General features: G+C 68.2%; 13 protein-coding genes. 7 read left to right on the top strand and 6 right to left on the bottom strand.

The annotated features are described in order from the left end of the window. Window positions 1–36 precede the first annotated feature (36 nt). Together ACZK39_RS11245 and ACZK39_RS11250 are read right to left on the bottom strand one after the other, a co-directional pair. Entirely contained in the window at window positions 37–2,238 is a 2,202-nt protein-coding gene (locus ACZK39_RS11245; RefSeq protein WP_463613339.1) for a helix-turn-helix domain-containing protein, read from the bottom strand. A gap of 137 nt (window positions 2,239–2,375) precedes the next feature. Further along, window positions 2,376–2,498, bottom strand: a complete 123-nt coding sequence (locus ACZK39_RS11250) for a hypothetical protein (protein ID WP_463613340.1) — start codon at window positions 2,496–2,498, stop codon at window positions 2,376–2,378. Between the two features lie 789 nt (window positions 2,499–3,287). Between ACZK39_RS11250 and ACZK39_RS11255 the strand changes: the two genes are divergently transcribed. The 4 genes from ACZK39_RS11255 to hslR all read left to right on the top strand — a co-directional run bounded on the left by ACZK39_RS11255 (window position 3,288) and on the right by hslR (window position 5,942). Beyond that, complete coding sequence (locus ACZK39_RS11255; protein WP_463613341.1) at window positions 3,288–3,995, top strand: ABC transporter ATP-binding protein; 708 nt, start codon at window positions 3,288–3,290, stop codon at window positions 3,993–3,995. Next, entirely contained in the window at window positions 3,992–4,795 is an 804-nt protein-coding gene (locus ACZK39_RS11260; RefSeq protein ID WP_463613342.1) for a hypothetical protein, read from the top strand. The genes ACZK39_RS11255 and ACZK39_RS11260 overlap by 4 nt, the downstream gene beginning before the upstream one ends. After that, entirely contained in the window at window positions 4,792–5,379 is a 588-nt protein-coding gene (locus tag ACZK39_RS11265) for a hypothetical protein (protein ID WP_463613343.1), read from the top strand. The genes ACZK39_RS11260 and ACZK39_RS11265 overlap by 4 nt, the downstream gene beginning before the upstream one ends. A 197-nt stretch (window positions 5,380–5,576) precedes the next feature. Further along, complete coding sequence (hslR, locus tag ACZK39_RS11270; RefSeq protein WP_182781378.1) at window positions 5,577–5,942, top strand: Hsp15 family ribosome-associated heat shock protein; 366 nt, start codon at window positions 5,577–5,579, stop codon at window positions 5,940–5,942. Between the two features lie 71 nt (window positions 5,943–6,013). Here the strand turns inward: hslR and sulP are convergent, their stop codons facing one another. Both sulP and ACZK39_RS11280 read right to left on the bottom strand, forming a co-directional pair. Then, complete coding sequence (gene sulP / locus ACZK39_RS11275; RefSeq protein ID WP_459055404.1) at window positions 6,014–7,786, bottom strand: SulP family inorganic anion transporter; 1,773 nt, start codon at window positions 7,784–7,786, stop codon at window positions 6,014–6,016. A 249-nt stretch (window positions 7,787–8,035) separates the two neighbouring features. Further along, window positions 8,036–9,766 (bottom strand): hypothetical protein, encoded by a 1,731-nt coding sequence (locus ACZK39_RS11280; protein ID WP_459055403.1) that lies wholly within the window; start codon window positions 9,764–9,766, stop codon window positions 8,036–8,038. 110 nt (window positions 9,767–9,876) lie between these two features. Here ACZK39_RS11280 and ACZK39_RS11285 point away from each other — a divergent pair, with 110 nt between their 5' ends. The 3 genes from ACZK39_RS11285 to ACZK39_RS11295 all read left to right on the top strand — a co-directional run bounded on the left by ACZK39_RS11285 (window position 9,877) and on the right by ACZK39_RS11295 (window position 11,659). Continuing rightward, on the top strand, window positions 9,877–10,110 hold the full coding sequence (locus ACZK39_RS11285; protein ID WP_459055402.1) for a hypothetical protein: 234 nt from the start codon (window positions 9,877–9,879) through the stop codon (window positions 10,108–10,110). A gap of 29 nt (window positions 10,111–10,139) precedes the next feature. Continuing rightward, a complete protein-coding gene (locus ACZK39_RS11290) occupies window positions 10,140–10,802 on the top strand; it encodes a PIG-L deacetylase family protein (protein ID WP_459055400.1) in 663 nt (220 codons plus the stop codon). A 98-nt stretch (window positions 10,803–10,900) separates the two neighbouring features. Further along, complete coding sequence (locus ACZK39_RS11295; protein WP_459055398.1) at window positions 10,901–11,659, top strand: DUF2202 domain-containing protein; 759 nt, start codon at window positions 10,901–10,903, stop codon at window positions 11,657–11,659. On the opposite strand, the gene ACZK39_RS11300 is transcribed toward ACZK39_RS11295, so the two are convergent. Together ACZK39_RS11300 and ACZK39_RS11305 are read right to left on the bottom strand one after the other, a co-directional pair. Beyond that, window positions 11,660–12,775 (bottom strand): sensor histidine kinase, encoded by a 1,116-nt coding sequence (locus tag ACZK39_RS11300; protein WP_459055397.1) that lies wholly within the window; start codon window positions 12,773–12,775, stop codon window positions 11,660–11,662. Beyond that, window positions 12,772–13,467, bottom strand: coding sequence for a response regulator transcription factor (locus ACZK39_RS11305; RefSeq protein WP_459055396.1), 696 nt, complete (start codon window positions 13,465–13,467; stop codon window positions 12,772–12,774). Before ACZK39_RS11305 ends, ACZK39_RS11300 begins: the two co-directional genes overlap by 4 nt. Between the last annotated feature and the right edge of the window lie 18 nt (window positions 13,468–13,485).

The raw sequence follows: 13,485 nt of genomic DNA on the forward strand, positions 1-13,485 counted from the left end.
CAGGACTCCTGACATGGCGCCATGGTTGTTGTGGTGTCAGGACCGCGTTTTCGTTTCGTATTTCAGTGTCTGGTTGGTGCCGGGGTAGCGGGTTGCGGTGTTGGTGAGGTGGTCGCAGAGCTCGGTGAGGGCGGTGGTGGCGCGTCGGGTGGGGAGGGGGTCGAGGCGGATGGTGAGGGTGTCGCTGGTGGGGATGATGTCTCCGGTTCCGGTGAGGGCTTGTCTGATCAGGGTGTGGGCCTCGTCGTGGGCGCGGGCGTAGCCGGTGTGGACGCGTAGGTCGCGGGCGAGGGTGGTGATGGTGTTGAACGCGGCGATCCGGATGGCGTGGGTGAGGAGTTTGGTTTCGACGTCGAGGACCTGTTGTCCGGGGTTGACCTGGGCCAGGGGTAGCCGGGCTGGGGTGTTGGTGTGGGCCTGGTGGGCCAGGTCGTGGGCGTCTTGGGCGTCGAAGAGGGGGGCGGTGATCTTGTTGTGGTCGGCGCTGGTGAGCAGCATGTCGGTTTGGCCTGGTTGGGGGGTTCGCCAGTCGAGGAGGGCTGCGTCGGTGGTGGCTTGGAGGCGGTCGAGGCGGTTGCGGGCAGCGGTGAGGGTGTCGCGGCTGGTTTTCTTGGCCGGGTTGGGCACCATCCGGTGCGGGTCGTCGGGGGTGGTGGTGTAGTGGTCGTGGGAGTCGAGGGCGAAGTGCATGCGGGCGTAGCGGAAGTAGTTCTCCTGCCGCCACCGTGATCCCATCCGGTGCAGGATTTCGCCGGCGGGCAGGTCGGTGCGGGTGGTGAGGATGTGGGCTTGCCGGGTGCCGGTCTTGGTGTCGAGCAGGCGGGTCAGTTGCCGCATTCCGAAGGTGCCGCCGTGGTCGTCGACGGGCAGCTCGACGCGGGTGTCGGCGGCCTGCCAGGTGTGCCGGGTGCCGTGGTCGTCGGTGAACGTGATCGGCGCGAACAGGGCGGGGTCGATGTCGGGGGCGGGGCCTTTACGCCACGTCAACGGGTCGAACCCGTGTCCGGTCATGTGGGCGAACAGGGCCGGGGACCAGCCGCCCCGGTCGAACCCGACCAGGACCCTGCGGTCGTCGCCGACCGCGCGGCGCAGCGCGGGGAGCAGGCGGCGTAGTTCCGAGGCCAGGGAGGCGGCCGGTTCGGCCATCACCACCAGTACCGGGTCACCGTGGCCGTCGGAGATCCACGTCTCCACGGTCGCGGGGGCGGGGAACCGGAGCCGGGCGGCATGGGTTTTGGCGATCCTGCGGGTCCCTTGGTAGGCGCGGACATGCCCATCGACATACAACACGGCCCCGGCCTTGCTGTCGTCGTGGTGGTGGGCCAGGTGATGTGCCGCCATCGACGCCAACAGGTCCTCGGCCTTGCCGTGGCCGGCCAGGAGGCTGATCCTGCGGCGGATGGTCTTCACCTCCGGGGCCCGGTCCAACCCGAGCACCCTGCCCAGGGCGTACGGGTCGATCCGGGTGGCGCCCTCAGCGCGGGGTTCCCCCGCCAGACACCGCAACACCCCCTCCACCAACATCGCCTCCAGGCCGTAGAACCCGGCCGGCAACCCTCCATACACGCGTGTCGCGCAGCCGAGCAGGCCGGTGGCCTCCAACCCGGGCAAGGCCAGGAACAAACCAGCCAACGGCACCCTTCCGGCGGCATGGAACACCGGCGGCGCCTGAGACAACAACCCGGCCCGGGCCAGACCCCGCTCCACCGACCGCGACACCGGCGCAGGCAACACCGGCACCACCTCCAGCACCGGATCGGGACCCGGTGCTGACTCCCGCTCCGGCTCCGGCTCCTGCTCCGGTTGTTCGAGGGCGCGCCGCACACTGGTGACCGAGATCCCCACCGCGGCCGCGATCGACCGCAACGAGCCCCCCTCGGCGCGACGCTCCCGCACCTCGGCAAGGACCGCATCAGTGACCTTGCTCGGCCCTTTCGGGCCGGTCTTGCCCGTCACCACCCCCGCCACCCCCTCGGCGCGGAACGCCTTCGACCACCGCGACACCGTGTACGGGTCCACCCCGAACGCGGCCGCCACCTGGATCGCCTGCGCGGCCTTGATCCGCACCAACTGGACCGCCGCCAACCGGCGACCAGCCTCATCACCGACATCCCACGCGTAGACGAGGTTCCCGTGCAGGAACACCCGGCCACCCTCAGCATCCTCAACCAGACCACCGGCCAACCCAACCTCGACCGCCTCACCCGGCACCCACGCCAGAGGAGGATCCGCAGTCATGACCGCCATCATCCCACCCCCCAAACCTAATCCCCGATACGCACCAATTATGGCACATCTGGGGCGGCACCGCAGGCATTCCGCGAAGAAGAAGCACTAGTCAACCCCAAACAACTACACCAACACCCTCGACCATGTCAGGAGTCCTGGGTCTGGCCGATCCCCACGGGCGCAGCCGAGCCGAGCAGGCCGGACAGGCACCTCCCCTGCTGCCGCAACGCGATATCGACATCGATAGGGTCATGGCTCACCGTGATCATCACCGCGGCCTCTCCGCGTCAGAGCGGCCCCGCGTGGATGGTGCAAAGATGCACGCCGGGCCGCTTGCTCAGGTGTTCATCGGCAGCCTGACGCCGCCGACCACCCGAAACCAAATCCGGCCCGGCCAGCGACCGTCGTCGCCGAGCGTGACACGATCATCTGCACCATACGAGACGCACAACAGGATGTCGCAACCGCCGTCGTGTGTTTGACAGTCGTAATTGTGGCGGTGTGTGAGGATGATCCTACCGATTGGGATGCTCAATAGTCACTGAGCATAGTAACTTTAGTCACCGCTTCTGCGGGCCTATCCGATTTACTCGGACGCTGCTGCTACGCTCCCTGTATTCACGTCAGAGGAGCAAAATGTCAAGCCGAAAATCACATGTCATGGGCGCTTTGATCGTTGGGTGCCTCGCCTTCGGATCTCCTCTATTGCCGATGCTGCCTACAGTTTTTCCGGAAGGACGGTGACGCAGAACGGAGTGGAAGCGGGGAGGGCCTACGGGAACATTGCCATGGATATCGTCTACGTGCGGAACAATGCAACAGCAAAGGCCGGCGTATACAACGTTCGGGGAATCTATGTGATGGGTTACGCATGGAACTCTGCCCAGACGGTGTCTGTGCGCAGCACGAACACGACGAGCACGTCCTACACCAGCGTGGCGAACAAGGTGAGTTACGGGGCGCCCACATACGGCCCGTGGACCGGCGCGGCGAAGACGTGCGTTGATGTCGCCTGGGCGATAGATCCATGCGGCAGCCAGTCTCAAGGCCAGATCTAGTTGATCCGTGCTGAGGCTCTGACCGTTCGGTATCCCCGGACGAGGGCTCCCTCGGTCTCTGATGCTTCGTTCGCTCTGACCGGAGGAGTGACTGCTCTGCTGGGCGCCAATGGCGCTGGGAAGACAACACTCCTGCGCGCTCTGTCGGGGGCTCTCGAACCCACCGCGGGACGGGTCAGCGTCGATGACCTGGACCCCTATGATCGCCGTCAACGTATGACGGCGCTCCAGCACGTCGCCTACATGCCGCAGTCCGGCGCTGTCCCCCGCAATCTCTCGGCTTTCGAGTTTGTCAGCTATCTCAGTTGGATGCGCGGCCTGAGCCGGCCAGTGGCTGAGGCCCGCACGGCCCAGGCGCTTGAGTCGGTCGGGCTCAGCGCCCGCAGCGGAGACAAACTGGGCAAGTTGTCAGGAGGAATGGTCCGTCGAGTGTGGTTGGCGCAGGCCTTGGCCGCGGAGGCTACGGTCCTGCTGCTCGACGAGCCAAGCACAGGTCTCGATCCGCGCCAGCGGGCGACCATGGTTCAGCTGATCCGAGAACGAACGAGCGGCACCGTTGTGCTGTCCAGCCACCTGATCGAGGACGTTTTGTCTTTGGCGTCCTCTGTCATCGTGCTGCGGAGTGGTCACATTGTGTACCAGGGGGCCATCTGTCCTGAGATGAATGAAGAATGGCTCCTTGGCATGATCGGAGAGGCCGAGGAGTGAGTGCTATCGGCATGTGGCTCCGAGCGACGTGGAAGTTGATTCTACCTGTCCTTGCTTTGGCTCAGTTGGCTGTGATGGTCAATGTGCAGCCCGTTGAAGGAGTCCCCTTCGGCTGGAGGCTTGACTGGGCCTGGATGCTCTCGGTATGGAGTGGGGCGACACTCCTGCTGTCGCCTGCATCGGCTGCTGCGATTGTGGCGCTTGTGCTGCTGAACATCGGCCCCGACGTTCAGGAAGGGCTCCCTGCGAGTGTGCCGCGTTGGCGCCCTGTGGCGCACATTTCGTTGGCAGTTGCAATCCAAGGTTTGGTCGTTCAGGCCGTGGCGCTGGCTGTGGGCAGTCTTACCTGCTGGTTTTGCGCAGCCGACGCCCGTGGCATGACGCTGCCCTGGCAGTTCTTCACCGGGCCAGCAGCATTGCTGGCCGGCGTGTCAGTTGGCTCGGCAGTCGCACTGCTTGTACCCACTTTCTGGAGCATCCCCGGGGCACTGTTCGCCCTCTTCCTGGGGCATCGGGCCTTCTTCTGGAGGGGTTGGCCCGAGTTATTCACAACCGAGATGGCGACGTGGATGGTGACGGGAGGCCGACCGATCCCCAGGTTCCTTGCCGCTACGACGTTTCTCAACCTCGTCACCACCGTCGCGATCTGCTCCGGCCTGGTCTTCGTTGTGCACAACGGCCGCCGTCATCGTCCCTGGGTGGCCTTCTTCCTGTGCATCGGCGCGATCGCCACAGCATTGGCGATCTACCTGCCGTTCGTGTTCTCAGACGCCATGGACACCTATGAGCCACAACAATGACCGTGCAGATGTCGGCACGACTATGGCGCTGGCCGCTGTTCCTCGCCTCCGTGCTCGTGTCAATGCTGTGCGTGTGGCTGTTCAAAGACCAGTCGATGCACATCCCAGTTGCTGACGGGCCGCGCTATACGCGTCAGTTCGTCGTGGCCTGGATGCCCGTGTTCGGATCCATCCTGCTGATCGACCCAACGCCAGACATCACAGCCACATTGCCCAGGGCCCGCCTCGTCTATCTATGCCTGCGCTGCTCGATGCTCATCGGCACCCTCACTCCTCTGATGGTGGTCTGGAGCGACTCAACCGACATCAACCACAACCTCTACGACGCCTTCGCCGCCGGAGCGCTACTCACCCTGGCTATCATCACAGCCTCCCGCTGGCACGCAGCCGGCCTGTTGACATCATCGCTGGTGTCGGTCATCTGGCTCCTCATCGGTGACACCCTCGCCACGGCTCTCCGGTTCTCCGACATCACGGGCCAGCAGCTGAAACCAGGACCCTGCAACTGGCTACTCGCAGCCAGCACCCTGGGCACGGCCGGAGTCTTCGCCCTCAGAGGATCGGGATCAACCAACTGGCGCTGACAAGACGCCACACTCGCAGACAATAGACAACACCTCGCGAACGTCCGCTCATGCCGCGGACCGAGCGGAAGTTCACAAGTTCCGGAGGTGGCGGAGCTGAGGTGCCGCGCAGCGGCCGCCAGGCGGAATTACACGCGCGTAGTTTTCCCCAGTTGTGGACAAGGCTGTGGGCAACTCCATCCGCGTAGGATCGGCCCATGGCACGACTCGACTCCTGGCTGTGGGCTGTGCGAATGTACAAGACCCGCTCGTCGGCCACGGCCGCGGTGCGCGGCGGCCACGTTCGCGTCGACGACAAGCTGGCCAAGCCGTCGCAGCACGTCGTGCCCGGGCAAGTGATCAGGGTGCGCCGCGAGCAGGAGGAGAAGCTGATCCAGGTGGTGGACCCGAACCTGGAGAAGCGGGTCGGTGCGCCGATCGCCCAGGCGGCGTACCTCGATCGGACACCCGAGAAGCCGCCGCCCATCCCGGAGATGGTGGGCCGGGTGGCGGTCCGCGATCGCGGCGCCGGCAGACCCACCAAGCGGGAGCGCCGCGACCTTGACCGGCTACGGGATCGCTGACCTCAACGTCGATCGCGTCGCCGGGCGCACGTCCTCCAGCAGAACCCGTGCAGCGCGGGTGGCTGAACGGCTCAGGCGGACGGCTCAGTGGGGCGGAGGATCTCGGGCGGCAGTCCGCTAGGTGTCTCGCCGAGGGTTTCGCGGTACCACGTCGCGTAGGCGCGCACCGCCGTCGGCAGCGTTGCGAAGATGCGGTCCTCGCCCACCTTCTCGACGAAGCCAGCCGCAGCCAACTGATCGTGGAGGTCCTGCTTGACCCTGGCCATGGTGAAGATCACTGTCCTGGCCTCGAGACGCTCGCGGAGGAACTCGAGGGTGTCGACGGCGGTGAGGTCCACCTCCACGTTTGCCTCCGCATTGAGCAGGAACCACCGGACGGGCTGCGGCGCAAGGTCCACGGCCGCCTCCGCCCTGGCGAGGAAGTCGTCGGAGTTGGCGAAGAACAAGGGGGAGTCGTAGCGGTACACCACCAACCCGGGCACCTGGGTGGCGTCTGGGTAGTCGTCGATGTCGTGCATGCCCGCGACCCCCGGTGCGTAGCCGAGCACCCCGTCGTGCGCGTGGGCCATCCGCCGGATGAGGTCGAGCAGGGACAGCGCGATGGCGATCCCGATGCCGCCGAGCACCCCGAAGACGATGACGGAGACGGTGGTCACGGCGGTGAGCGCGAGCTCGCTCCACCGGAATCGCGCGATGCGCCGGATCTCCGCGACATCCACCAGCCTGGTGGCGGCGTAGATCACCAGCGCGCCGAGCGCCGCCATCGGGAACGTGGAGAGCACCGGACCGGCGAAGAGCAGCGTGGCGACCACCGCGGCCAGCGCCACCAACGAATGGAGCTGCGTGCGCGAGCCGACGGCGTCGCCCAACACCGTCCGCGACCCACTGGAGCTCACCGGGAACCCCTGCACCAGCCCGGTGGCGACGTTGGCGACCCCGAGGGCGAGGAGTTCCTGGCCGGCATCGACGGACTGCCGCCGTTTCGCCGCGAAGGCGCGGGCAGTGAGCACGTTGTCCGAGTAGCCCACCACCGCGATGCCCGCCGCGTAGGGAAGCAGCGCCAGCAGCGAAACGTCCGCCAGCCCGGGAAGCCTGGGTGCCGGAAGCCCGGACGGCACCTCACCCACGACGTCAAGCCCGTAGCGCTCCAGTCCGAACACCGCCACCACGGCAGCGGCAAGCAGCAGCACGATCAGGGGGCTGGGCAGCTTCGGGGCCAACCACCTCGCCGCGAACAACAGCACGAGTACCGCCGCGGCCATCGCCACCGTCGGGAGGTGCGCGTCTCCGAGGCGCGTCACGAACTCCCAGGTAGCACCCAGCGTGGACTCGGCCTCGATGTCCAGCTTCGCCACCTTGCCGAACTGGCTGACGATCATCAGCACCGCGATTCCCACCATGTAGCCCACCAGCACCGGCCGCGACAGCAGCGCAGCCAAGAAGGACAGTCGCAGTGCCCACCCCGCGACGCACACCAGCCCGACGGCGATCGCGAGCAGCGCCGCCACCTCGGCGTACCGCTCCGGGCCGCCCGCGGAGGCCACCAGGGCACCGACCCCGGCCGCCGTCATCAGCGCCGTCGTCGACTCCGGGCCGATGGAGAGCTGCCGCGACGAGCCCAGCGCAGCGTAGACGAGGAGTGGCGCGAGGATGGCCCACAGGCCGGCGACGGCGGGGAGGCCGGCGATGACGGCGTATGCCATCACCTGGGGGATGAGGTAGGCGGCCACCGTCACGCCGGCGACAGTGTCGCCGCGCAGCCACCGTCGCTCGTACCGGCGCAGCACCGCGACCCCGGGGAGGTAGCGCTCCCAGGCGGCGGGCGTCGTCGTCGACGGGTCCATGGACCGAATCTAGTGTCCCGCGTCGGAGGTTTGCTGCGATTCTCGCCCCAGCGGGCCTCGGTGTCGTCCGGGGTGTCCAGGGCCGCGAGCACGATCGGCTCGGCCAGTCTCCGGATGGGGGGTGAGTTGAGCAAATGGCAAGGGTCGCGGTGGGTCGCGCGCTCAGGTCACGCGGGGCGGTTTCCGCGAACCCTGCCATTTGCTCAACTCACCCCCCGGAGGGGGCGGGAGCCGGTCATGGGCGCAGGGTCAGGACGCGACGTCGACGTCCTGGGCGCGGTCGACGAAGTAGGAGTCGTCCATCGCCGGGTCAGGGGCGATGGGGATGTACTGGCGACGTACCCGCGCCTGGTCCCACTGACGGCCCTCGACCTCCTCACGTGCGCCGTTGACGGCGTCGCACTGCTCCTGGTTGAGGTAGAACTCGATGGCCTCCACCGCCTTGTCGGCGCGCAGGAACCGGTCCCCGTCCTCGCCGTCGGACGCGGCGGCGACGAGCCGGTCGACCGCTCGCTGCACCGTCGCCCGGCGAACCCGCCGCTTGGTCTTGGGCAACAGGTCGATCTTGCCGTCCTCGGACACGATGATCACCATGGCGCCCCTGCCTGCGCCCGCGAGGTAGCGGATGGCGGAGCTGAACCGGGAGCCGCGGGACGGGTCCCCGGTGCCGGTGGCGAGCCCGTCGAGGATGACGCCGACGGCGTGGCACTTGCCGTCCGGCGAAACCAGGACAGCGCCGTCGATGCCGGTGGCGGCCGACAGCGCCTCGGGGCCCAGCCGGCTGGGGGTGATGGCGTAGGCCTGGGGCAGGAGCCGTTGCGCCTCTGATTCGGCCTCGGGGTGGACCACGAGCATGGTGCCGTGCGGCTGCTGCAGTGCGGCCCGGGCGATCTGCCACAGGTAGCGGGCATTGCGGGCGGAGACCTCGGGGAACACGCGGTCCACGGTGACGGAGAATTCGTCCTCGTCCAGGAGTTCGCGCGGCATTGCGGCCACGCCGTTGTCGACCCGCAGGAACGGGACGTCCCCGTCCCACAGCTCCCAGGAGCCGTTGCCGGAGATGCGCGCCACGAAGGTGTGTTCGCGGGTGGAGCCCTCTTCCAGCTTGCCGAGGCCGTAGACCTCGCGCCCGTCGCACAGCAGATGCAGGTCTCCGGCGGACAGCTCCAGCACCTTGCGCAGCGATTGGGCGCGGCCGATGGGCACCGGGTGCTCGAGCGACATCACCGTCTTGATTCCCTCCCCACCGCGCGACGCCAGGAGGAGCGACCCCTTGCCCGCGCGCCCCTCGTAGGGCTGCGCGGAGACCGCGTCGAACGCCTGCAGCGCCCCGAAGGCAAGCTCCTGGCCGGTCCTGGCCACGACGGCGGAGACGAACAGGTCCGCGGCGGAGCGCAGCACGAACTCCGGGTCGATCCGTACCAGGGAGCCTGGGATCTGCCGGTCCAGCTCGCGGGAGGCCACGTCGAGGACGCTATTGATCACCGCCTCCTGGAACGAGCGGGCGGTGAGGAAGTCGTCTCCGGCGTCGTCGGGCAGCTGGGGGAGCTCCTTCCACTGGTCCTCCTGCAGGGCGAGGACGGGAAACACGGTGTGATCGCCGATCGTCACGCCCACGCCCACGAAGTGGATGCGCCCTCCGGCCCGGGCGGCGGCGTCGAGCTTGTCCGCGACGGCGCGCCTACGCGTGCGCGCCTCCAGCGCGGCCAGGTACGTGGGGGAGTTCTCGGCGGTGGCGTCGTCGTCGCGGAGGAGCTTGTTGAACCGTCGGGTGCCGAGGTGGGTGGACTGGGCGACGATGGCGCGGTCGAAGTGGCCTCGCGCGGGCTCCACGACCACGCCGGCGTCCCGGTCCAGGGGAATCCCGACGACGAAGGCGCGGGCGTCGAGGCCCGTCCCGGCTGCGTCGAGGACATCATTGGCCACCTGCTCCAGAGAGCGCCGATAGGTGGCCTGGCCTTCCCACAGCTCTGCGTTCACGGTGGGATCGTCCCACGTCCACTCATCGATGAACAATGCAGCCCTTCCCTGTCGTTCCAGCCCAACGTACCTGCGGGGCCGGGCGTACGCTGGAGGACAGGAGGCTTGCAATGAAGCATGCGACGAAGAAGTGGGAGAAGTTGCCGCCCTGGCTGCGCACCGCGCTGGCGTTGGGAGGGATGGCGGATGCGGCGCTGCGGGTGTACGCGTTGGTAGACGTGGCGAGGCGCCCTGAGGGTGAGATCAACGGATCCAAGACGGTGTGGGTGCCTGCACTGGCCGTGGTGAGTTCCATGGGCCTGCTGCCGTGCGCCTATCTGCGTTGGGGTCGCCGAACCAGCTGACAATACCCCTGGGGGTATACACTGGGCACATGAAGACCCAATTGCCCCCGTGGAAGCGCGTCCTCGTCGTGGTGGCGCACCCAGACGACGAGTCCTTCGGCCTGGGAGGAGTCATCGGTCGCCTCGTCGACGACGGGGCCGAGGTCAGCGTCCTGTGCCTCACCGCCGGTGAGGCGTCAACCCTCGGCGCCGCGCCCGACTTGGCACACACCCGCGCGCTCGAGCTCGAGGCCGCGGCCGAGGTGCTTGGCTGCCGGACCACCACCCTGCTCAACCATCCCGACGGCGGGCTGGGCGGCCGCGAGGTGGAGTTGGTCGCCGACATCGAGGGAGCCCTCGCCACCACGGACCCCGACGGCCTGCTCGTCTTCGCGGTGGAGGGCGGGGTGACCGGCCATCCGGACCATGAGGCGGCGAGCCGGGCCGCCATCACGGTCGCGGGGAGGCGAGGACTGTCGGTGCTGGAGTGGGGGCTGCCGGCGTCCGTGGCGTCGACGCTGCGGGACGAGTTCGGGGGAGGGTTCACCGGGCACGACGAGGCTGCGCTGCCCATCGTCGTGGCCGTCGATCGCAGCAGGCAGGTGGCCGCCGCGCATCTGCATGTCACTCAGGCCGTCCCGGGCAGCGTGCTCTGGCGCCGGTTGGAGTTGTTGGGCGACCGCGAGCATCTCCGGCTCACCTCGCCGGCCTGACTTCACGAAAGCTTCACATTCCCCTGGCGGGAGCTTCATGACGGCGCGGTGAACTGGACTCATCACCAACCAGTGATCACATCCAGAAGGAGCTCATCATGAAGCGCACCGTTTCCCTCATCACCGCAGGGCTGGCAGTGGCCGCCCTCACCTTCGGCGGGGCCACCCTCGCCTCGGCCGACACCGCCGCCCCCGACGCCGACGAGAATTCGTCCCTCGCGTTCAGCCGCGAGGAGGAGAAGATGGCCCACGACCTCTACACAGAGTTCGGCAAGCTGTACGACAGCGCCGTATGGGACCGCATCGCGAACAGCGAGCAGCGCCACTTCGACGCCATGGGGCGGCTCCTCGATCAGTTCGGCGTCGCGGATCCCAGCGCAGACAACAAGGCCGGCAAGTTCGACAACAAGGACGTCCAGAAGCTGTACGACGACTGGCTGAAGCAGGGCCAGAAGTCCGAGGCTGACGCCTTCAAGGCCGCCATTGCGCTGGAGACGCGAGACATCGCGGACCTCAAGGTTCAGCTGGAGAGCAACACCAACGATGACATCGAGGCCGTCTACGAGCGCCTGCTCGCCGGCTCCGAGAACCATCTCGCGGCGTTCACCGCCTGGGCCAACGGCGAACCGGTCACCGGTCTGCAGCAGGGCCAGCGCATGCAGCAGGGTCAGGGCATGCAGGGTCAGCAGAACGAGGCGCGCCGTGCGGAGCGCAGCGCGGTCTGTGACGGCACCGGCATGGAAGACACCGACCGCGGCAACGCGGACGGCCCGCGTGACGGCTCGGGCGACCAGCTGCGAGACGGCACCGGCAACGAGGACGCCCCGCGTCGTGGAATGAACCGCGGCAACGCCTGATCAACTGAGGACGGCGCCACTCTTGGGGGTGGCGCCGTTGTCATGCCCGGACCGGAGAATCAAGGTGAACGTCGCGCCCCGACCCGGGCCCGCAGACGCCGCGACCAGGTCCCCGCCGTGGGCCCGCGCGATCTGCCGTGCGATCGTCAGGCCGATGCCCGATCCTCCGCCCCGCTGATCCCCCTGTCGGTGATCCACCCGGTAGAACCGCTCGAACACCTTCTCCAGGTCCTCGGCGGCCAGGCCCACCCCGTCGTCGACGACCGTGACCATCACCCGCCCGGACTCTGCGCGGCACCTCACCGCGACACTCCCGCCCCGCGACACCGCCCGCAGCGCGTTGCCCACGAGATTGGTCACGACCTGCCCGATGCGTTGAGCATCGGCGTCGGCCCAGGCGGGCGGGCAGTCGACGGTGAGGCTGATGCCCGAGTCGACCGCCTGGGGGCGCAGCCGCTCCGCGGCCTCGGCGGCTGTCGCCCCGACGTCGGTCCGCTCCAGGCGGAGCTCCGTGCCCTCCTCCTGTGACTTGGACAGCGCCCCGAGATCCTCGGCCAGACGACGCATCCGCTCCACCTCCCGCCCGATGAGGCCGAGGTGCTCGGAGTCTGCCGGAACCATTCCGTCGGTCATCGCTTCGACGTACCCGCCGACGACGGTGAGGGGGGTGCGGAGCTCGTGCGCCACGTCGCCGAGCAGCCTGACCCGGCGGGCCTCGGTGCTGGCCAGCGACTGGCCGAGCGTCTGGAGATCGGAGCCCAGGTCGCTGAGTTCCTGCTCACGCACCACGGGGACCGTCACGTCGTAGTGGCCGGCCGCCATCTGCCGCGCGGCTTCCTGGAGCTCGCGGATGGGACGCATGAAGCGGCGGGCGACGAGGAGCCCGAGGGTCGCGGCGACCAGGACGCCGGCCCCCGTTCCGATCAGCAGGGCCAGGTCCATCGTCTCGACGATCTGCTGCCGGAAGCCCTGCCCCTGGCCGGGGCGCGGGCCGCGCTGTTGCATGCGGTCGTACAGGGCCGGTGCCAGCGCGCGCGAGAGGAGGAACGTGACCAGGGCGCCGATCGCCACCACCGCGACATGGCTCAGCGCCAGCCGCACCGCCAGGCTCCTCATGGCTTCCCCGCAGGGGTCTTGAGGAACCGGTAGCCCACGCCGCGAACAGTCCCGACGACGGCGGTGCCGTCGTCGCCGAGGGCCGCGCGGATGGTGCGGATGTGGACGTCGACGACCCGCTCGTCGCCGTAGAAGGCGTAGCCCCAGACCTGCTCGAGCAGTTGAGCGCGGGAGAAGACACGGCCGGGTTTGCGGGCGAGGGCCAGGAGTAGATCGAAGTCGAGGGCGCTGAGCGTGACAGGCTCGCCGTCGAGCGTGATCTCGCGGGCCGCCGGGTCCATGGTGAGGCCCGGGAAGCGGAGGGTTTCGTCGGGTGCCTCGTCGGCGGCGCGCGGCCTGCGCATCATGGCGTGCACGCGGGCCACCACCTCGCGGGGGCTGAAGGGCTTGACGATGTAGTCGTCGGCTCCGAGGCTGAGGCTGACGATCTTGTCCACCTCTTCAGCCCGTGCGGTGACCACGATGACGTAGACCGACGAGTTTGCGCGGATCCTGCCGAGTACGTCCAGGCCGGAGAGGTCCGGGAGGCCGAGGTCGAGCAGCACCACGTCGGGGCGCTGCTCTCCGGCGAGCCGGACGGCCTCCTCGCCTGTGCCGGCGGTGAGCACCGCCATTCCCTCGGCCTCAAGATAGGTCCGGAGAAGGGTGCGGATCTCGGGTGCGTCGTCGACGACGAGAACGGTGGGTGCCACGGTGCCTCCTGGGTCACA

Source organism: Tessaracoccus luoxuelianae, from assembly GCF_055326245.1.